The sequence below is a fragment of the Propionivibrio sp. genome (assembly GCF_016790145.1).
Lineage (GTDB): Bacteria > Pseudomonadota > Gammaproteobacteria > Burkholderiales > Rhodocyclaceae > Propionivibrio.
Genome location: NZ_JAEUOI010000013.1, coordinates 1 through 19,768, shown reverse-complemented (window position 1 = coordinate 19,768; position 19,768 = coordinate 1). Strand labels below are relative to the sequence as shown.

Here is a 19,768-nt window from a genome sequence, read left to right as displayed (position 1 = left end):
AGGCAAGGCATGCCTCTTCGGTGGCAAACCAATCGAGAAACTCGTTCCAGGTCTGCGGGTAGTCTTTTCCGGGAATTGACGCTAAAGTATGGACATCCATCCAGTTATTTTGAACCTACTGGAGCTAATTGGATACCCCTTATGTTCGTACAGTCTAACAGAAAAACACCACAATCAATCAATGCCGGTCCACGACAAATACATCCTCCCGGGCCACCTTGCTGATCGCCACAACGGCGGGATGGGACAGCCGACGTTCGCTGGTGATGGCATAAAGCTGTTCGACTACGGTATCGATGCGTCCGATTTCGATGACTTTGTATTGCTTGCAGACATGATCGACAATGGCACTCGGTGCAACGAACAATCCGGCACCTGCTTGTCCGAAGGCCTTCATCAGTGCACTGTCGTCAAACTCGCCGACGATTTGTGGCCGCAGGTTGTTGGCATCCAGCCAGTGGATCAGCTTCGGCCGGATAGCGGCATCTTCGCCGGGAAGGAGAAATGGCGCTTCATCCAGCATCGCCGGAAAATGGCCAGACAGTTCCTTCGCCAGGTGGCGGGTGCCAAACACGGACAGACCGCTTTCGCCGAGCAGGTGGCTGTAACCGCGGACATTCAAATTGGTCGGCATCGGCCGGTCGGCAATGATCATGTCGAGTCGATGTATTGACAGTTCAGCGAGCAATGACGTCATACGCCCTTCGCGGCAAACCAGCCGCACCGGCTCACCCAGCTTGAGCGCAGGCTCAACAAGTCGATAAGCCACCGACTTTGACACGGAATCAGCGAGCCCCACACGGAATGGCAAGGATCTTATCGCCTTCTGTTCGTGCAGCACGTCGAGCAATTCATCACCGATGGTGAAAATTTCTTCCGCATAGCTGAGAATGCGCCGCCCGGCGTCTGTCAGTTCAAGGTTGCGCCCGGCTCGGCGAAACAGCGCTACGCCCAGTGTCTCGTCAAATTCGCCCAGTTGTCCGCTGATGGACTGCGGCGTGAGATGCAGTTGCTCGGCAGCACGGGCAATGCTGCCTGTTTTGGCAACCATCCAGAAATAGCGTAAATGCTTGAAGTTGAGCGTAGCCATGATGTCCCGTCATTCGCTTGCAAAACCTGCCCAGGCCAGCGGAGTTTCGCCGGCAGGCCCTTTTCGTGCAGATAGTATACATCGTTTTTATCGATGTGTTTAATCTATATAATCGACTTGTTGGATGTAATTGTTCGCCCTAAGATTGCGCCTGTTGTTGCTTCACTTGAAATCGTTCGCTGGCCGGATCCATTGTCCTTCGACTTCATCATGACCACTGAATTTAATGATGAAGCAGCAAGGCCTGGTGAAAGTTGAGCACAGCAAGCGAACACTGAGTTTTTTCGTCGTTGTTTCAAACTTTGATGGAGACGCAAATGAAAAAGTCGATATTGGCTGCTTTCGCAGTAATCATGGCACTTGGCCTCAGCGTGGGCAACGCCGAAGCCAAACGTCTGGGTGGCGGCAAGTCTTTCGGCATGCAACGCCAGGCCGTGCCGCCCAAACCCGCGGCACCCGCCCAGCAAGCCACCCCGGCTGCGCCCGCTTCGCCTGCCGCCGCGCCCGCCGCTGCACCCAAACGCAACTGGATGGGACCGCTTGCCGGTCTCGCTGCCGGCCTCGGCATAGCCGCCCTGCTCTCGCACTTCGGCATGGGCGAAGGACTGGCCAACATCCTGATGATCGCCTTGCTGGCGATGGCGGCGTTTTTCGTCTTCAAATTGCTGTTCCGCCGCAAGACCGCTGCACCCCCCCCCCGCCATCCATGAGCCGATGCAGTACGCCGGAGCCGGCGGCCCGGCCATGGCCCCGCCACCCGCTGCACCCCTGTTGCCCGGCTCGGTAGCGCCTGATGCCGTCGGCGCGTCGGCGGGGCGTATTCCCGAAGGCTTTGACAGCGAGGGTTTCCTGCGTGTCGCCAAGCTCAACTTCATTCGCCTGCAGGCCGCCAATGACGCCAGGAACCTGGACGACATCCGTGAATTTGTCAGTCCGGAGCTGTTTGCCGAAATCAGGATGCAAATCGACGAGCGCGGTAACGCAGCGCAGCAGACCGACATTGTGACCCTGAATGCTGAACTCCTTGAAGTGAGCACCGAGGACAATCGCCATATTGCCAGCGTGCATTTCAACGGCATGATTCGCGAGGAGGCCGGCGCTGCTGCCGCGCCTTTTGACGAGGTCTGGAATCTGAGCAAGCCGAGCGAAGGCGGCAAGGGTTGGGTAATAGCCGGAATCCAGCAACTCGGTTGAGTTTGTGATGCTGGTCGATACGGCCTTTCAGTCAAAACCCTGACATCGATGAATTCGATGATTCGTTAAACTGTAACCGACATGAGCGATGGCTTGTTTCGCTGTAGAATCGCTCATGTCGCTCATCCAATAGGAGTATTTTCATGCGTATCGATATTCAGGCGAGAGGACTCGATCTGACCGAACACTTGCGCGAACATACCGAACGACGCTTGCAGTTTGCCCTGAGCTGGGCCAACGACGATGTACGCGCGATTGCTGTCCGCCTTTCCGACATTAACGGGCCGCGCGGTGGCAACGACAAGCGCTGCCGCATCAAGATCACACTCTCCGGCACAAGCGATGTCGTGATTGAAGATGGCGAGTCAGACCTCTATGTAGCCATCGATCGTGCAGCTGACCGCACCGAGCGCGCGGTAGCGCGTCGTCTAGAGCGCTTGCGCGAGCATCACCACGAGCGCTTCAAGAGTAAAGAACCGGCCGGGGTCGAGTTGGCACAGGATGCCAGCCTGACACCAGCAACCCACTGACGGAATCGACATGAAACGCATCCTGCTCTTTCTCGGTACCAACATCGCCATCCTGCTGGTGCTTTCGCTCACCATGAACCTGCTCGGCGTGGAGCCCTTTCTCAACGCGAATGGGTTGAACCTCACTTCGCTGCTATTTTTTTCTGCGGTGATGGGCTTTGGTGGATCACTCATTTCGCTCGTCATTTCCAAGTGGATGGTCAAGAAATCGATGGGTGTGCAGGTCATCGAAACACCATCCAGCTCGACCGAATTCTGGCTGCTTGAAACCATCCGCAAATACTCTGCTGAAGCCGGCATCAAAATGCCCGAGGTCGGGATCTACGAGGCCTCCGAGGTCAACGCCTTCGCCACCGGCATGAGCCGGAACAGTTCGCTGATTGCCGTCTCCAGCGGTCTGTTGCAGCAGATGACGCGCAAGGAGGCCGAGGCCGTGCTCGGGCATGAAGTGGCCCATGCCGCCAATGGCGACATGGTGACACTGGCGCTGATCCAGGGCGTTGTGAACACCTTTGTCCTGTTCTTCTCCAGGGTCATCGGCCATCTGGTGGACAGGGTTGTTTTCAAGACCGAGCGCGGCCATGGTCCGGCCTTCTTTATCACTTCGATCATTGCCCAACTGGTTCTTGGAATCCTTGCCTCAATCATCGTCATGTGGTTTTCGCGACAACGCGAATTTCGCGCCGACCAGGGGGGTGCCAGTCTGGCCGGACGCGAGAACATGATCGCCGCACTGCAACGGCTGAATACCCTGCATCCGCAGCCGCTGCCCGACAACATGGCCGCCTTCGGCATTGCCGGCGGCGGCGGCAGCGGCATCAAACGGCTGTTCATGACCCATCCACCCCTGGAAGAGCGTATCGCGGCGCTCAAGGCGGCCCAGTAGTAAGGATGCTGAATGTACTGAACGAACAGAACACTTTTACGCCCAGGCGTGATCGATCCTACTTCATTACGCGAGGGCGCCAGGGTTACCTTGACTCGTCACGCAAATACCTGGTTTCTGGATCCTGATCATGACACTTGAAGAACAAAAATCCATTCTCACCATCGCCTTGTTTGCCGCCTTCGCCGACGGCAACAAGGAAGACCGTGAACGCGAACAAATTCGTCGTATTGCCGAATCGCTGGCCGAAGAGTCGGCGACTCCGGACCTCAGCCGCCTCTATCAGGACGTGCTGCTCAAGCGTATGACACTGGAAGCCGTCACTGCCGCCCTCACCGATTCCGGCCAGCGCCAGCTGGCCTATGAAATGGCGGTTGGCGTGTGCGATGCCGATGGTCGACAGAACGAGCCCGAGCGGCACTTTCTGGCCAGTCTGAAAAAACTTTTGCAGCTTGATCGCGAGCAGGCCGACGCCTTCGACGGCGAGGCCGACACCATTGTCGATCTGAGCGAAGCGGCCGCCCCCCCGGCAGCAATTGCTCGTCCCCCGGTCGCCCCGGGCCCGCTGGTAGCGTCGGTACCCAGCGTGCCCGAAGCCGAGCTGGACAAATCGATCCTCAACTACGCCCGGTTCAACGGCGCCCTGGAACTACTGCCGCAGTCCTGGGCGTCAATGGCCATCATCCCCTTGCAGATCAAAATGGTGTATAGCATCGGCAAAACACACGGGGTCGAGCTTGACCAGGGCCACATCAAGGAATTCATCGCCGCTGCCGGGGTGGGCCTCACCTCCCAGTATGTCGAACAGTTCGGGCGTAAACTCCTCGGTGGCCTGCTTGGCAAAATGGCGGGCAAAACCTTCGGCAAGGTCGGCAGCGCCGCCACCGGCATGGCGTTCTCCTTTGCCACCACCTACGCGCTGGGGCAACTCGCCAAGCGTTACTATGCCGGCGGGCGGGTGATGAGCACGAGCCTGCTGCGCGAAACGTTCCAGAACCTGCTGGGGCCGGCCAAACAGATGCAGACGCAGTACCTTCCGCAGATCCGGCAGCAGGCCGAATCAATCGACATGGGCCGTGTCATGGCCATGGTTCGCGGCAACTGACCACAAGCGCCTCAGCCTGCACCCTAAAATTCCAGCCGTTGTGAGATCAAGGCAGCTTTCTTTCGATCCTAGCGCGCATGTTCCCCGACCGCAGCACGTTGGGCGAAGAAACGGACCGGTGCGGACTCGATCAGTACGCTGCCGTACTTGTTGCTAATGATCGCAGCCTGCAAGCTGTGTTGATCATTATCAGTGGTGGCCGCACTTGCCCAATCGGCCTCCGTAATGCGGATCGCCAGGTCGGTGTATCCTTGCGTAAGCGGATTTCCATCGAGTTTAACGCGCAGGGTGTCGCCACGACTGACCCGCAACCCCGGGCTAACTTGCAACTGCATGTCGAAAGCGCCGGTGTTCGTGTGGATCGTACTACCATCCGCCGGTGAAACGATCGTGAGCTGGCTATAGGGGGCAGGAGCGGCGTCAGGCACCTGAAACTGTGGCGACGGCTGTTCGATAACGTTCAGCGGAGGCAGGTCAAGCGGCTTCGCGCCCGATGATGGCTGGTCGGAAAATACCGGCCCGTCCTTGCCCTTCGATTCGTAGCCCCCCCCTGAGCCAAGGCAAATCCGGATGAAAATGCAAGCAACATGAGCAGCAGAACTTTGGCGAGCATGTCAGACTCCTGAATTCATTTCGAACCAAAGCAACACACGAGGGTTTTCGTGACCGCCCCGAATCTCATGGGACTCGTTGCCAATTGGCCGATTACACATGCATTGCTGCTCAAGCTGCCCAGCTAGCCGAATGACCACAATGGCCGAATATGCAAATTACCCGATTATGGATAGGAGCATAGCGAAACAGTCCGCAATGGCAGAGTGGGAAGGAAACGCGCTCGCATCGTACTTTCCATAATCAACGCCTGCTGAATGGAGCCGGCGAACCGCAAGGTGGACATTACAGGCCGCTTGGAAGCCACGTCGGAAAGATCCTCGACCTACAATCAGCGTAAATGCGGGCCGAGGAAGCTTATTGACGCTCGTCAGGCAGATCTTGACCGTCACCGATGCGACAAACTGCAACTCGGGCACAGCCTGAAATTATGGAAAGCCTTCGATGGCATCGGATATCAGCAAAGCCATGTGTAGCAAGGATTCTGACGATCCTCCGGATAGGGCGGCTTAGGCCGATTATGCACTCATTCATCTCACCGAACCCACCGTCGGCAGTACCTCGCATGGCGAACCTTCAGGGCTCCAAAGGCTGAACGGATCTTCAGAGTCACTTGCTACCATTACCGGACTTCATGATTCAAGGGTCAAAACTTAGTCGATGACCTGGGTCATTTTCAACTGTGTGGCTAACACTCTGGCCGAGCCATGCCGTGCAGGCCAATGTTGGCCGCGCAACCACGACCTGCCTCAAGCATGAAGATCTGTATCTTTATGCTTTCTTGATGCGCAGCATCGCAATCTGTTCACCGTCTTGATACGCGCTTTTCTAGCATGAGCCTGTCGCCATTACTGTACGGAGTGTGTTCATGGATCTCGTCTATCTCGCCGCTATCGGGCTGTTCTTCGCCCTGATGATCGGCCTCGCCATCGGTTGTGCCCGGCTGGGGGGTGCCAAATGACCTGGCTTTACATTCTCAGCGGCCTCGTTGCCGCCGGCCTGCTGGTTTATCTGGTCGCCGCACTGCTCAATCCGGAGGACTTTTCATGAGCACGCATGCCTGGATTCTTCTCGGACTTTTTCTGAGCGTCCTGTTGCTGACCGTCAAGCCCCTGGGTAGCTATATCGCCTATGTGATGGAAGGACACTTCAGCCTGGGTGGCAAGATCGAACGTCCTCTTTATCGCCTGTGCGGAGTCCGGCACGACGAGGAAATGGGCTGGCTGGACTATGCCTACGCCATCCTGCTCTTCAACGTGCTCGGCGTTCTTGCCGTTTATGCCCTGCAACGCCTGCAAGTGTGGCTGCCGCTCAATCCGCAAGCCTTTACCAACGTCAGCCCGGACTCGGCCTTCAACACGGCGCTGAGTTTCGCCACCAATACCAACTGGCAGGGTTATAGCGGCGAGTCGACGATGAGTTACCTGACGCAGATGCTGGGGCTGGCGGTGCAGAACTTCTTTTCTGCGGCCACCGGCATCGTCGTCGTCATCGCACTCATTCGCGGCTTTGCGCGCCATTCGGCTAAAACCGTCGGCAACGCCTGGGTCGATCTGACCCGTATAACGCTTTACGTCCTGCTGCCCATCTCGATCATTTACGCCGTCTTCCTGACCGGCCAGGGCGTCATCCAGAACTTCGACGCCTACAAGGACGTGACGACGCTGGAAGTGAAGAAGTACGATAACCCGAAGAACGGACCCGACGGTCAGCCGCTGAAGGACGAGAAGGGCAATGCCGTCACCGAATCCGCCGAAACGCAGACGCAGACGCTTCCCATGGGGCCGGTCGCCTCGCAGGAAGCGATCAAGATGCTCGGCACCAACGGTGGCGGTTTCTTCAACGCCAACTCGGCGCATCCTTACGAAAACCCAACGCCGCTCTCCAACTTCATCCAAATGCTGTCGATCTTCCTGATCCCGGCTGCGCTGTGCTTCACCTTCGGGCGCATGGTCGGCGATACCCGTCAGGGTTGGGCGGTGCTTGCCGCCATGACCCTGATGTTCGTGGTTCTGGCCGCCGCTGCCATGCATTTCGAGCAGCAGGCCAATCCGCTGCTGACGCAACTGGGCGTCGATCCGAGCGCCGGCAACATGGAAGGCAAGGAAACCCGCTTCGGCATTGCCGAATCCGGCTTGTTCGCCGCCATCACCACAGCGGCATCGTGCGGCGCGGTCAATGCCATGCACGACTCCTTTACCCCGCTCGGGGGCATGATACCGCTGGTTCTGATGCAACTCGGCGAAGTCGTCTTCGGCGGTACCGGAACCGGCCTCTACGGCATGCTGGTTTTTGCCATCATGGCGGTCTTCATTTCCGGCCTGATGATTGGGCGCACGCCGGAGTATCTGGGTAAGAAGATCGAAACCTACGAGATGAAGATGACCTCCATCGCCATCCTGGTCACACCGCTGCTGGTGCTGCTGGGCACCGCGATAGCCGTGATGACCGAGGCAGGACGTGCGGGTATCCTCAATCCCGGCCCGCATGGCTTTTCGGAAATCCTTTACGCCTTCACCTCGGCCGCCAACAACAATGGGAGCGCCTTCGCCGGTCTCTCCGCCAACACGCCTTTCTACAACATCATGCTCGGGATCGCGGTATGGTTCGGTCGCTTCGGCGTCATCGTCCCGGTGCTGGCCATGGCCGGATCGCTCGCCGCCAAGAAGCGCATCGCCGTCGGCGCCGGCACCCTGCCCACGCACGGCCCGCTGTTCGTCACCCTGCTGATCGGCGTCGTGCTGCTGGTCGGTCTCTTGAACTATGTTCCGGCTCTGGCTCTGGGTCCGGTCATCGAGCACTTGCTGCTATTCGCTGCTCACTGAGCCTCTGGAGATAAATATGACTCGCAAGACATTTACCCTGTTTGACCCGGAGCTGGCCTTTCCGGCCATCGCCGACGCCTTCAGGAAACTGAGCCCGACCCTGCAATGGCGCAATCCGGTGATGTTCGTCGTCTATGTCGGCAGCATCCTGACGACCATTCTCTGGGTTCAGGCCCTGGGCGGTCAGGGCGAAGCCCCTGCCGGATTCATTCTCGCGGTTGCCCTGTGGCTGTGGTTCACCGTCCTCTTCGCCAATTTTGCCGAAGCGCTGGCCGAAGGGCGCAGCAAAGCACAGGCCGCCTCCCTGCGTGGCCTCAAGCAGGAAGCCTGGGCCAAGAAACTGCTGGAGCCCCATTTCGGCGCCGAATGGCGAATGTTCCAGGCCAACGATCTGCGCAAAGGCGACGTGATCCTGGTTCAGGCGAACGAGATGATTCCAGCCGATGGCGACGTCATCGAAGGCGTGGCCTCGGTCGATGAATCGGCCATCACCGGCGAATCGGCCCCGGTCATCCGCGAATCCGGTGGCGATTTCTCGGCCGTTACCGGCGGCACGCGGGTTCTGTCCGACTGGATCGTGGTTCGCGTCAGCGTGAACCCCGGCGAAACCTTCGTCGACCGCATGATCGCCATGGTCGAAAACGCCAAGCGCCAGAAGACTCCCAACGAAATCGCCCTGACCATCCTGCTGGTGGCGCTGACCATTGTTTTCCTGGTGGTAACGGTAACGCTGCTGCCCTTCTCGATGTTTGGCGTCAACGTCGCCCAGTCCGGAACTCCCGTCACCATTACGGTACTGATCGCCCTCCTCGTCTGCCTCATTCCGACGACGATTGCCGGCTTGCTGTCGGCCATCGGCGTCGCCGGCATGAGCCGCATGATGCAGGCCAACGTCATCGCCACCTCCGGTCGCGCGGTCGAAGCGGCCGGCGACGTCGATGTGTTGCTGCTCGACAAGACAGGCACCATCACCCTCGGCAACCGTCAGGCGTCAAGCTTTCTGCCCGCCGACGGCATCGGCGAAGCCGAACTGGCCGATGTCGCCCAGCTCGCCTCGCTCGCCGACGAAACACCCGAAGGCCGCAGTATCGTCGTCCTGGCCAAACAACGCTTCCAGTTGCGCGAGCGGGACATTCACGCTCTCGATGCCCACTTCGTGCATTTTTCTGCCAACACCCGCATGAGCGGCGTCGATATGGCCGAGCGCCAAATCCGCAAGGGAGCCGCCGAAGCCATCAAGAAGCACGTCGAAGCCCTCGGCGGCAGCTTTCCCAGGTCGGTGACGGAGCGGGTCGATGAAGTCTCCCGCCGCGGCAGCACGCCGCTGGTGGTGGCTGAATCAAGCAAGGGGAAAGCGCGGGTCCTTGGTGTCATTGAGCTCAAGGATATCGTCAAGGGCGGCATCAAGGAGCGCTTTGCCGAGCTGCGCAAGATGGGCATCAAGACGATCATGGTGACCGGCGACAACAGGATAACGGCAGCAGCTATCGCGGCCGAGGCCGGCGTCGACGACTTCCTGGCGGAGGCGACGCCCGAAGCCAAGCTGGCCCTCATTCGCCAGTATCAGGCCGAGGGTCGACTGGTGGCGATGACCGGCGACGGCACCAACGACGCCCCGGCGCTGGCTCAGGCCGATGTGGCGGTGGCCATGAACAGCGGCACCCAGGCGGCCAAGGAAGCCGGCAACATGGTCGATCTGGATTCCAACCCGACCAAGCTTATCGAGGTCGTTGAAACCGGCAAGCAGATGCTGATGACCCGCGGCTCGCTGACCACCTTCAGTATCGCCAACGACATCGCCAAGTACTTTGCCATCATTCCGGCGGCCTTCGTCACCACTTACCCGCAGCTTGCCGCGCTCAACGTCATGGGGCTGGCCAGCCCGGCGTCGGCGATCCTCTCGGCGGTGATCTTCAACGCCCTGATCATCGTCTTTCTTATCCCGCTGGCGCTCAAGGGCGTCAAGTATCGCCCGCTGGGAGCGGCCACCCTGTTGCGGCAGAACCTGGCGATTTATGGCCTCGGCGGCGTCATCGTCCCCTTCATCGGCATCAAGGCGATCGACCTGCTGATTGCCGCCACCGGCCTGGCCTGACAGGACGTTTGAAAGTCAATAAAGGAGCACACTAATGAAAACCTTGTTACGCCCCGCACTCAGCCTTTTCGTGTTGCTCACCGCCGTCACCGGCCTGGTCTATCCGCTGGTCGTCACCGGCATCGCCAAACTCGTTTTTCCCGAGGCGGCGGATGGCAGCCTGATCGTCAGCAATGGCCAGGCAGTGGGTTCGCGATTGATCGGGCAGAACTTCACCGATCCCAGGTATTTCTGGGGCCGTCCGTCGGCCACCTCGCCGCAGCCCTACAATGCCTCCGCTTCCAGCGGCTCCAACCAGGGTCCGCTCAATCCGGCGCTGAGCGATGCGGTCAAGGGACGGATCGATGCCCTCAAGGCGGCCGATCCCGACAACACCCGTCCGATTCCGGCCGATCTGGTTAACGCTTCGGCCAGCGGCCTCGATCCTCACATCAGCCCGGCCGCCGCCAACTACCAGATCGAGCGTGTCGCCAAGGCTCGCCGGCTCGATCCCTCCGCGGTCAAAGCCCTTGTAGACAAATACACAGAAGGTCGCCAGTGGTCTGTCTTCGGCGAGCCCCGGGTGAACGTCCTCGAACTAAATATCGAGCTTGATTCGCTTCATTAACAAATTACAGAAAGACACTGATGAAACAAACCCTGCTCGCCGCCCTTCTGGCGGCTACATTTATTGCTCCGGCGATGGCCCAGACCCCTGACCCGGCTCAGGCTGACGGCACCCCCGCTGCGGCTGAGGCCAGCCCGCATACGCTGACCGGCAACGCCGGCCTGTTCTCCAGCTACCGTTTCCGTGGTATCGACCAGACCTTCGGCAAGCCCGCATTTCAGGGCGGCGTTGATTACTCCCATTCGAGCGGCTTTTACATTGGTAACCGGAATTCGAACGTCAGTTCGGGTGCCGGTTTCCCTGACGGCAACCTCGAAATGGACTTCTACGGCGGTTACAAGCACGCCTTTGGCGATTTCGGTCTGGACGTTGGCGGCATTTACTATTACTACCCCGGTTCCGAGGCCAGGAATCTTGGCTTGGGCGCCAACAGCGGAGCCGTTTACAACGCTGAACTATGTATCGGCGGTTCTTGGAAGTTCCTCTCGCTCAAGTACTTCTACGGCCTGGATGATTATTTCTCGTTGCGCGGCGTAAATGCGGCGGGTGTCTCTACCGGCAGGAATACCAAGGGTTCGAGTTATCTCGATCTCTCCGCCAACTACGATCTGGGCGATGGTTGGGGAGTCAATGCGCATGTCGGGACCCTCAACCTGCAGAACGTTCATAACGGGGATTACACCGACTGGAAGCTTGGCGTGACCAAGGATATTTCGGGCTGGGTTATTGCCGCATCCTATATTGACACCAATGCCGATGGCAGTTGCAGTAAAAACTTTGCTGTCCCCGTCACCAACTACCAGCCGTACTGTTTCTTTAGTTCGAACTCTGACTCTGGCCGTGGTAATCCTCTTGCCTACCCTGGTACCAGCACCAAGGATGCCGGTCGCGGTATTGCCGTCATCTCGGTCAGCAAGTCGTTCTGATTGGGCGAAGGAGCAAGGCCATGCCTGAGTGTCATCGGGTGAACAATGGGAAGTGGTCCTTCCTACTACGTTCTGTGATCGATTCATGGCGAAATCGTCGCCTGGCGGAGGAGCCCAGATTGAATAGCCTGGCTAATCTCCTGAGGCCCAAAGACATACTTCTCGATCTGGATGTAGCAAGCAAAGTCCAGCTCTTCGAAGAGATTGGCCGGCACATGGAGCGCGAGCATGACATGCGAAAAGCATGGGTGGCCGTCAGCCTTTTTCGCCGCGAACAACTGGGATCGACCGGCCTGGGTCGTGGAGTCGCCATACCCCATGCCCGCGTCAAGAATCTTAGCGGATACAGGTTTCCTACGTTGGCCTCAAATCGCCGATTCCTTTCGACGCTCCGGACGGCAAGCCGGTATCCGACATTCTTGTCCTTCTGGTGCCCAAGCAGGCGACTGAAGAGCATCTCCAGATTCTGGCCGAAGCAACGCAAATGTTTTCCGATGGCCGGTTTCGCGAGCGTTTGCACCAGTGCAAGCACGCACAGGAAGTCAAGCAACTGTTCGCAACCTGGATGCTCGCCTGCTGATTCTGCAGCGGACCGTCTTTACGATCTTTTTACAAGCCTCACCGACAATTATGCAAAATCTTGATATTGCTTTGCCTACCATTCGCAAAGTATCTGGCAAATTCAAACAGCAAATTTGGATGTGTTGAATTTCACACTGGCCAGGCTATTTTTTTTAAACGGACGAAAAGGAAAAAATGAACAACGAACTATGCATAGGCATTGCTTCGAGAAATGACATGTATGAAATTGCCGCACTCGAACACGGCAAGAGCGCTGTGATGATCAGATTCCCGGCGACAGGAATTGGCCTGGAAGCGATCAAGATTTTTCTTGCCGGTTATGGAAATCCCGTGCGACTGGCCGTTGCAGGTGTCGCCGCAGTGAGTCTGGCCCTGGCCCTGGGCAACGTCCCCGGACGGGAAACATTCATCGTTGCATCCGCCGTCGCCAACCAGGCGCTGGCTTTGGCTCATTTTGCCGGTCATACGGCCTGAACCCGTCATGATTCTTCATACCTGCCCGGTTTGTGGCACCCGGCATGAGGTTAATGCCATACGGGATCGCCTGGCCTATGGCCGACAATTGACCTGTTCCCCGCACTGCAAGACGGTTTTCCCCGGACTGGTACGCACCAGAATACTCGCTGTAATGGCTCAAAACGCGCACGATAGAGGCTGTCGAAAATGAGGGGATGAAGCGTGCTGATCAACTGCGTTGCCTACGAGAACGGGACCCGTCTGACGGACTTGCCGGTAGAGGATATCGGCGATTACCTGCGAAAGACGGATTGCTTCGTCTGGGTGGCCCTGCGCGACGCGACGCCACTTGAACTCGATCAGATGCGCGAAGAGTTCGATCTGCACGAACTGGCTGTGGAGGATGCCCGCCATGGCCACCAGCGGCCCAAGATCGAGGAGTACGGCGATTCGCTGTTCGTCGTCATGCACCTGCTGGAACTGACCAAGGGTGAGTTCAATGTCGGCGAAGTGAATGTTTTCGTCGGCCGCAACTACGTTCTGTCGGTCAGGAATCACAGCCTGCAACATTTTCTCGGGGTGCGCGAACGCTGCGAGCGGGAACCGCAATTGCTACGGCAGGGCTCGGGTTTCGTCCTCTATGCCCTGATGGATGCAGTAGTTGACCGCTATTTCCCGATCATGGACCGGCTCGAGTCGGAACTGGAAGAGATCGAGGAACAGATTTTTGCCAAAAGTTCCGCGCGCACCAACATCGAGCAACTCTATGATTTGAAACACAAGATCACGCTCCTCAAGCATGCCGTTGCCCCCCTGATGGAGGCCACCAGCAGGCTTTTCGGCGGTCGCGGGCCTGCGGTATGCGCCAACAGCCGGGAATACTTCCGCGACGTCCATGACCACTTGGCGCGCATCAACGCCTCGCTCGATACGCTCCGCGACACCATCGGCACCGCGATCCAGGTCAATCTATCGATGGTGACCATCGAAGAAAGCGAAGTGAACAAGCGGCTGGCTGCCTGGGCCGGCATCTTCGCCATCGCCACCGCCTTTGCCGGTATCTGGGGGATGAATTTCAAGGCCATGCCCGAACTGGAATGGGAGTACGGTTACCCCATGGCGCTGGTGTTCATCAGTGTGGTCTGTGTCTCTCTTTACCTTCGTTTCAAACGCGCCGGCTGGCTTTAAGGATATTTAATACATGTCAATTCAACGCCCCGATCCCGACCGCTTGCTTGATCGTCTGCATGCCGAAGCGGCCCGGGCCAGGCGCGGCAAGCTGAAGATTTTCTTCGGCGCCACGGCCGGTGTCGGCAAAACCTACGCCATGCTCGGTGCCGCCCGGCAGCAGCTCCTGCAAGGCGTGGACATGGTCGTCGGCGTGGTGGAAACGCACGGCCGCATGGAAACCGAAGTCATGGCCGACGGCATGGAGCGGCTGCCGCTGAAGGAAATTCCGTATCGCGAGAACCGCCTCAAGGAATTCGATCTGGACGGTGCATTGGCACGCAAGCCGGCTCTCATCCTGATGGACGAACTGGCTCATTCCAACGTGGCCGGTTCGCGCCACCCGAAACGCTGGCAGGACGTCGATGAATTGTTGGCCGCCGGCATTGACGTCTACTCGACGGTCAATGTCCAGCACCTGGAAACCCTTAACGACGTGATCAGCGGCATTACCGGCATCCGCGTCTGGGAGACGGTGCCGGACAAGGTTTTCGATACCGCCGATGAAGTGGTGCTGGTGGACCTGCCGCCCGACGAGCTCTTGCAGCGCCTGAAGGAAGGCAAGGTCTATCTGCCCAAGCAGGCGGAACGGGCTATCCACAACTTCTTCCGCAAGGGCAACCTGATCGCCCTGCGCGAACTGGCTTTGCGACGGACAGCCGACCGGGTTGACGACGATATGCTGCAATACCGGCGCGACCAGTTCGTCGCCCCGGTCTGGCGGACGCGGGATTCCCTGCTCGCCTGCATCGGCCCCGGTGAAGGCGTAGAAAAAATCGTGCGCACCGCCGCCCGCCTGGCCAGCCAACTGGAAGTACCGTGGCACGCCATCTACATCGAAACACCGGCGCTGCAACGCCTGCCGGAAGCCAAACGCCATCGTATCCTGCGCAACCTCAAGCTGGCCGAGGATCTGGGTGCCGTGACCGCGACCTTGTCCGGCACCGACGCCGATGAGGTGACGGTTCACTATGCGCGCGATCACAACCTCTCGAAAATCATCGTCGGACGCGATCACCCCCGCCCCTGGCGTTTCTGGTTCCGCTCCTTTGCCGACCGGGTCGGCAAGCGCGCTCCCGATCTTGATGTGGTCCAGGTCGCACGCACCGAAGGGGAACGGGAGCACACGCGCCCGGATCGACAGGACGTCGTCGACGGTGTCTTCAACCAGTGGCCGGACTACGCTATGGCGGCTCTCGGATGCGGCCTCGCCGGCCTCGTTGCGGCGGCGGTGTTCCCGATTTTTGAACTTCCCAACATCGTCATGATCTTTCTGCTCGCCGTGGTCCTGGTCAGCGTGCGCTTTGGGCGAGGGCCGGGGGTGCTGGCTTCTTTCCTGTCGGTTGCCATTTTCGATTTCTTCTTTGTTCCTCCGCGCCTGTCCTTCGCGGTTGGCGATGTGCAGTACCTGATGACCTTCGCCGTCATGCTGGTGGTTGGCCTGATCACCGGCCAGCTCACCGCCGGCGCCAAATACCAGGCCAAGGTCGCTACGCGTCGTGAACAGCGGGTGCGTTCGCTTTATGAAATGTCCCGCGATCTGTCCGCTGCGCTGATGCTCGAGCAGATCGCCGAAATCGGCGAACGATTCATCGCCAGCGAACTGGGCGCCAAGGCCGCTTTTCTGCTCATTGATGACAATGACAAGCTACAGCCGGCCCTTCCTTCGGCCAAGGGCTTGCCCGCTGTCGATCTGGGCATTGCCCAGTGGGCCTTCGATCATGGAGAAGCGGCCGGTCAAGGCACCGACACCCTGGCCGCCAGCCCCATCCTTTATTTGCCGCTGAAGGCGCCGATGCGCCCGCGCGGCGTTCTGGCCCTTGAAATGCGCAACGCGGACCGGCTGCTTATCCCGGAACAGCGGCGACTTCTCGACACCTTTGCTTCGCTCATCGCCATCGCTATCGAGCGCGTGCATTATGTTGAAGTCGCGCAGAACACGACCGTGCAGATCGAGTCCGAGCGCCTGCGCAACTCGGTGCTGTCGGCCATCTCACATGACCTACGCACACCGCTGGCTTCATTGATCGGACTGGCCGATACGCTACTGCTGACGAAGCCGCCGCCTACAGGTCAGCAGCAGGGAGTGATCGAGTCGATGCGCAATTCAGCGATGCGGATGAATGCATTGGTCAATAATCTCCTGGATATGGCGCGCCTGGAGTCAGGCAACGTACAACTGAATCGACAGTGGCAACCGCTCGAGGAGGTGGTCGGCAGCGCACTCGGAGCCTGCGCTGCGCTGCTTGAGGGGCGGTCGCTCAAGGTTAACCTGGCGCCGGACCTGCCCTTGCTGCACCTGGATACCGTGATGATCGAGCGCGTACTGGTCAACCTGCTGGAAAACGCGTGCAAATATACCCCTGCGCAAAGCCCGATCGAGATCGACGCCCGCATTGACAACGATAGCGTGGTGCTCACCGTCAATGACCACGGGCCAGGTTTGCCGAGCAAACGGGAAGAGGCCATTTTCGAAAAATTCGAACGTGGGAAAAAGGAAAGCGCGGCACCCGGTGTTGGTTTGGGGCTGACCATTTGTCGCGCCATCATGCAGGCTCATGGCGGGACGATTCGCGGCGAGACACGAGCAACTGGCGGAGCGAGTTTCATCCTGACGCTACCGCGAGGCGTACCGCCGATCGATGATGGAAGCATGCCGAACTGTAGCACCTCGTTTGCTGGGATAGACCAGTGATCGGCATCTGATAGGCTGCAGATAATGAGTGAAATCAGGGCCAGGGTATTGATCGTAGAGGACGACGCCGACATTCGGCGCTTTGTCCGCATGGCGCTGGAAAGCGAGGGGTATGAGGTATTCGAGGCCGACAGTATCAAGCGCGGGCTGATCGAAGCCGGAACGCGGCGTCCTGAACTCGTCGTCGTCGATCTCGGCCTGCCCGATGGCGACGGAGTCGATTTCATCCGCGACCTGCGTGGCTGGTCGGCCTCTCCGGTCATTGTTCTATCGGCTCGCAGCAGCGAAGCCAACAAGATTGCCGCGCTCGATGCCGGTGCCGATGACTACCTGGTCAAGCCCTTTGGCGCCGGCGAACTGATGGCTCGCGTTCGCGCCCAATTGAGACGCCAGACGCAAAAAGGCAGCGCAGGCGAACCCCTGATCCGCTTTGGCGATGTGTGCATCGATCTGACCCGTCGCGTCGTCGAGCGCAACGGCCAGCCCTTGCACCTGACGCCTATCGAGTACCGCTTATTGACTTACCTGGCAGCGCAACCCGACCGCGTTGTAACGCATCGGCAGTTGCTGAAAGTGGTCTGGGGGCCAGGGCATGGCGAAGACAGCCATTACGTGCGGGTGCATATGGCCAACCTGCGCAAGAAGATCGAGGCCGAGGCGTCGATGCCCAGACACCTCATTACGGAGGCTGGTATCGGGTATCGTTTCGTTCCTGGAGAGTAGGTCAAACATCGACGTTAAGGATCGGTGCGCTACCACAAGACCTCTACGCCAAAACCACGGAACACCGGGCCGCAAGTCACTAGCGCCGCAGCCTCGAGTCCGCTCTGGGCGGCGAGCTTCCAGTCAAAAGGATCCCGGTGTTCGGATGGATAGCTCCCCGCCTTGATGGCGTGCAGGTAACTCACGGGCAGATGCTCAAACCCGTCTGCAGCAACCAGCTCATTGAAGCGAAACAATGCTTCTGCGGCCTGCACGAGTTTTCCCTGACGATGCTTTGTTGCCATTTCCCAGGCGCTTGCCGCACTCACCAGAATCCGGTTGCGTTCGTCGGCTATCGCTTCGCGCACCTTCCCGGAAAGTTCCGGCGCGTCGGTAAACCACTAAAGCAAGGCATGGGTGTCGAGCAGCAGTTTCACTTCACCTCCCACGCCGCAAGATCGACATCCGGTAAAGGTTCAAAGAAAGCCGCATCGACTCGACAGGCCAGCCGCCCCGGCTGACACTTGCCTGAAGGCACTGCCAGCGGCATCAGCCGCGCATAGGGAACGCCGGCCTTGGCCAGGACGATTTCCTGCCCGGCATGGGCCTGCTCAAGCAACTTGGAGAAATGTGTTTTCGCTTCATGAACATTGACGATCAGCATCGTGATTCCCTTGGTTAAGTCACTTGACTATGTCTATGACATTAAATGTACCGACAGATCATCACATCGCGTCGGTCAGATCCGGCCCCTCCGGAATATGCAACTGCACCGGAGGCTGGAAGGCAAGCAAGCACGCATGTTCGTGACCGGTCAGGTAGTTGGGCAGCGACACAACGTCCACTTCGGTCACTCCCGCGTCGATCATCCCCAGTCGCACGGCCGCCTCACGCGACAGGTCGATCACCCGACTCCGATGCCCCATCCGGTCGTTGATCCTGACCACCACGCAACGGGCAGATGTCACGCGGCGAACCGCGACCAGCGTGCCCATGGGAAAGCGATTGCTGGCCGCCGAAATGACATCGTGAGCATAGCGCTCGCCGGAAGCGGTTTTCCGGCCATGAAACGCTTTGCTGTAGAAGCTGGCTTTGCCTGATACGATTTGTGGCTTCTCCGGCAAAGGGCTGGGGGTGCCGAGCGAAGGAAAGGACTCAGCGAGGGCGAGTCCGCAAATCAGCAGAGAGAGCAACGCCAGAGCAGATCTCACGACCGGTCGCTCCTCAAGGCGGCCACCGGCGAGGGATGTCGTGCACGCGGCACTGATCGGGAAGCCTCACGGTTCGAACTTCTCGAACGCGGGGTTGAGAAGACGCCGGGGCGCCGGGCGATTCCCTGGCGACCCGAGTGCCGGAAGCTCGGGGTCAGAGACAAGCTCCAGGCTGGTCAGATCGCCGACGTTGAGGGCGACGAGCGGCAGATTGACGATCGGAACGCTGGCAATCCCAACGATTGGTGGAAAGACGCGTGAAGTCTGGCGCATGGAATGGGGGCCGTCCGCTGGAAAATGGCAATGATCAAACGTCGAAAGTTCAAGCATAGCCTGCCCGCCCTCGCGCACACAAGCCAATCGGCAATGACTTTCCACCCGGCGCCCGGCGCGCATCCGGTCAAAAGAACCCCGCTGCCCGGATCGATGGCTACCCGCCAGGATGGCGTGCAAATAACATTCCATGAAGATCCGGCCGCTGCCGCTGTCATCTGATCCTATGAGGTAAAATCCATCAATGCTCTACTCACTGATCCGCAAGTTCTTCTTCTCGATCGACCCCGAAATCGCCCATGGCCTGGGCATGAACGGCGTCGAATTTCTCAAGCGCTCCGGAATCGCCTGTTTGCTGACCAAGCCAGTTCCGCCCAACCCGGTCACGGTGATGGGGCTGACTTTTCCCAACCCGGTCGGACTGGCTGCCGGTCTGGACAAGAACGGCGAACATGTCGATGCGCTGGCCGGACTCGGCTTTGGCTTTATCGAAATCGGCACCGTCACGCCGCGCCCGCAACCGGGTAACCCCAGGCCGCGAATGTTCCGCATCCCGGAAAAGCAGGCCCTGATCAATCGCCTGGGCTTCAACAACCAGGGGGTCGAGCAGTTGCTGGTCAATATTTCGAGCACCCAGTTCCCCCGACGCGGCGGTATTCTCGGCATCAACATCGGCAAGAATTTCGACACGCCGATCGAGAGGGCGGTTGATGATTACCTGATCTGCCTGGAGCAGGTCTATAACCCGGCAA

Annotated in this window: 21 protein-coding genes and 4 pseudogenes; 18 read left to right on the top strand and 7 right to left on the bottom strand. The window is 59.0% G+C overall.

The window, feature by feature from the left end; genetic code table 11:
• Both JNM42_RS01020 and nhaR read right to left on the bottom strand, forming a co-directional pair.
• Positions 1-100, bottom strand: a pseudogene (locus JNM42_RS01020) (IS1595 family transposase); the annotation flags it as partial.
• A gap of 78 nt (positions 101-178) precedes the next feature.
• Positions 179-1,090 carry a transcriptional activator NhaR gene (nhaR, locus tag JNM42_RS01015; RefSeq protein WP_294264796.1) on the bottom strand — a complete coding sequence of 304 codons (912 nt, stop codon included), beginning with the start codon at positions 1,088-1,090 and terminating at the stop codon, positions 179-181.
• A gap of 317 nt (positions 1,091-1,407) precedes the next feature.
• On the opposite strand from nhaR, the gene JNM42_RS19400 reads away from it, so the two are divergent.
• The 5 genes from JNM42_RS19400 to JNM42_RS00995 all read left to right on the top strand — a co-directional run bounded on the left by JNM42_RS19400 (position 1,408) and on the right by JNM42_RS00995 (position 4,805).
• Positions 1,408-1,800 (top strand): hypothetical protein, encoded by a 393-nt coding sequence (locus tag JNM42_RS19400; protein WP_366504390.1) that lies wholly within the window; start codon positions 1,408-1,410, stop codon positions 1,798-1,800.
• Between the two features lie 4 nt (positions 1,801-1,804).
• Positions 1,805-2,284, top strand: coding sequence for a Tim44-like domain-containing protein (locus JNM42_RS19395; protein WP_366504389.1), 480 nt, complete (start codon positions 1,805-1,807; stop codon positions 2,282-2,284).
• Positions 2,285-2,427: 143 nt separating this feature from the next.
• Positions 2,428-2,814: a ribosome-associated translation inhibitor RaiA gene (gene raiA, locus JNM42_RS01005; protein ID WP_294264792.1), complete on the top strand. Its 387-nt coding sequence runs from the start codon at positions 2,428-2,430 to the stop codon at positions 2,812-2,814.
• Between the two features lie 10 nt (positions 2,815-2,824).
• Positions 2,825-3,700, top strand: coding sequence for a protease HtpX (gene htpX / locus JNM42_RS01000; RefSeq protein ID WP_294264789.1), 876 nt, complete (start codon positions 2,825-2,827; stop codon positions 3,698-3,700).
• Between the two features lie 130 nt (positions 3,701-3,830).
• Entirely contained in the window at positions 3,831-4,805 is a 975-nt protein-coding gene (locus JNM42_RS00995; protein WP_294264784.1) for a DUF533 domain-containing protein, read from the top strand.
• Positions 4,806-4,873: 68 nt separating this feature from the next.
• Here the strand turns inward: JNM42_RS00995 and JNM42_RS00990 are convergent, their stop codons facing one another.
• Complete coding sequence (locus JNM42_RS00990; protein ID WP_294264782.1) at positions 4,874-5,140, bottom strand: hypothetical protein; 267 nt, start codon at positions 5,138-5,140, stop codon at positions 4,874-4,876.
• A gap of 1,234 nt (positions 5,141-6,374) precedes the next feature.
• Between JNM42_RS00990 and kdpF the strand changes: the two genes are divergently transcribed.
• The 11 genes and pseudogenes from kdpF to kdpE all read left to right on the top strand — a co-directional run bounded on the left by kdpF (position 6,375) and on the right by kdpE (position 17,553).
• Positions 6,375-6,467: a K(+)-transporting ATPase subunit F gene (gene kdpF / locus JNM42_RS00985; RefSeq protein WP_294264780.1), complete on the top strand. Its 93-nt coding sequence runs from the start codon at positions 6,375-6,377 to the stop codon at positions 6,465-6,467.
• Positions 6,464-8,242 (top strand): potassium-transporting ATPase subunit KdpA, encoded by a 1,779-nt coding sequence (gene kdpA, locus JNM42_RS00980; RefSeq protein WP_294264777.1) that lies wholly within the window; start codon positions 6,464-6,466, stop codon positions 8,240-8,242. Before kdpF ends, kdpA begins: the two co-directional genes overlap by 4 nt.
• A gap of 16 nt (positions 8,243-8,258) precedes the next feature.
• Complete coding sequence (gene kdpB / locus JNM42_RS00975; RefSeq protein WP_294264774.1) at positions 8,259-10,337, top strand: potassium-transporting ATPase subunit KdpB; 2,079 nt, start codon at positions 8,259-8,261, stop codon at positions 10,335-10,337.
• A 34-nt stretch (positions 10,338-10,371) separates the two neighbouring features.
• The gene (gene kdpC, locus JNM42_RS00970; protein WP_294264772.1) at positions 10,372-10,944 is read left to right on the top strand and encodes a potassium-transporting ATPase subunit KdpC; all 573 of its coding nucleotides are present in this window, start codon (positions 10,372-10,374) and stop codon (positions 10,942-10,944) included.
• A gap of 20 nt (positions 10,945-10,964) precedes the next feature.
• A complete protein-coding gene (locus JNM42_RS00965) occupies positions 10,965-11,870 on the top strand; it encodes a TorF family putative porin (protein WP_294264769.1) in 906 nt (301 codons plus the stop codon).
• 20 nt (positions 11,871-11,890) lie between these two features.
• Positions 11,891-12,145, top strand: a pseudogene (locus JNM42_RS00960) (hypothetical protein); the annotation flags it as partial.
• Positions 12,146-12,213: 68 nt separating this feature from the next.
• Entirely contained in the window at positions 12,214-12,450 is a 237-nt protein-coding gene (locus JNM42_RS00955; RefSeq protein ID WP_366504391.1) for a PTS sugar transporter subunit IIA, read from the top strand.
• Between the two features lie 176 nt (positions 12,451-12,626).
• Positions 12,627-12,926 carry a hypothetical protein gene (locus JNM42_RS00950; RefSeq protein ID WP_294264767.1) on the top strand — a complete coding sequence of 100 codons (300 nt, stop codon included), beginning with the start codon at positions 12,627-12,629 and terminating at the stop codon, positions 12,924-12,926.
• 204 nt (positions 12,927-13,130) lie between these two features.
• The gene (corA, locus tag JNM42_RS00945; protein WP_294264765.1) at positions 13,131-14,096 is read left to right on the top strand and encodes a magnesium/cobalt transporter CorA; all 966 of its coding nucleotides are present in this window, start codon (positions 13,131-13,133) and stop codon (positions 14,094-14,096) included.
• 13 nt (positions 14,097-14,109) lie between these two features.
• Positions 14,110-16,830, top strand: coding sequence for a two-component system sensor histidine kinase KdpD (gene kdpD / locus JNM42_RS00940; RefSeq protein WP_294264762.1), 2,721 nt, complete (start codon positions 14,110-14,112; stop codon positions 16,828-16,830).
• A gap of 24 nt (positions 16,831-16,854) precedes the next feature.
• The gene (gene kdpE / locus JNM42_RS00935) at positions 16,855-17,553 is read left to right on the top strand and encodes a two-component system response regulator KdpE (RefSeq protein ID WP_294264759.1); all 699 of its coding nucleotides are present in this window, start codon (positions 16,855-16,857) and stop codon (positions 17,551-17,553) included.
• A gap of 29 nt (positions 17,554-17,582) precedes the next feature.
• Here the strand turns inward: kdpE and JNM42_RS00930 are convergent.
• The 4 genes and pseudogenes from JNM42_RS00930 to JNM42_RS00915 form a co-directional block, all read right to left on the bottom strand.
• Positions 17,583-17,912: pseudogene (locus JNM42_RS00930) on the bottom strand (type II toxin-antitoxin system VapC family toxin); the annotation flags it as partial.
• Between the two features lie 53 nt (positions 17,913-17,965).
• The gene (locus JNM42_RS00925) at positions 17,966-18,196 is read right to left on the bottom strand and encodes a type II toxin-antitoxin system prevent-host-death family antitoxin (protein ID WP_294264753.1); all 231 of its coding nucleotides are present in this window, start codon (positions 18,194-18,196) and stop codon (positions 17,966-17,968) included.
• Between the two features lie 61 nt (positions 18,197-18,257).
• Complete coding sequence (locus JNM42_RS00920; RefSeq protein WP_294264750.1) at positions 18,258-18,743, bottom strand: septal ring lytic transglycosylase RlpA family protein; 486 nt, start codon at positions 18,741-18,743, stop codon at positions 18,258-18,260.
• 66 nt (positions 18,744-18,809) lie between these two features.
• Entirely contained in the window at positions 18,810-19,016 is a 207-nt protein-coding gene (locus tag JNM42_RS00915) for a hypothetical protein (protein WP_294264747.1), read from the bottom strand.
• Positions 19,017-19,046: 30 nt separating this feature from the next.
• Between JNM42_RS00915 and JNM42_RS00910 the strand changes: the two genes are divergently transcribed.
• Entirely contained in the window at positions 19,047-19,238 is a 192-nt protein-coding gene (locus JNM42_RS00910; protein WP_294264744.1) for a hypothetical protein, read from the top strand.
• Between the two features lie 22 nt (positions 19,239-19,260).
• Positions 19,261-19,768: pseudogene (locus JNM42_RS00905) on the top strand (quinone-dependent dihydroorotate dehydrogenase); the annotation flags it as partial.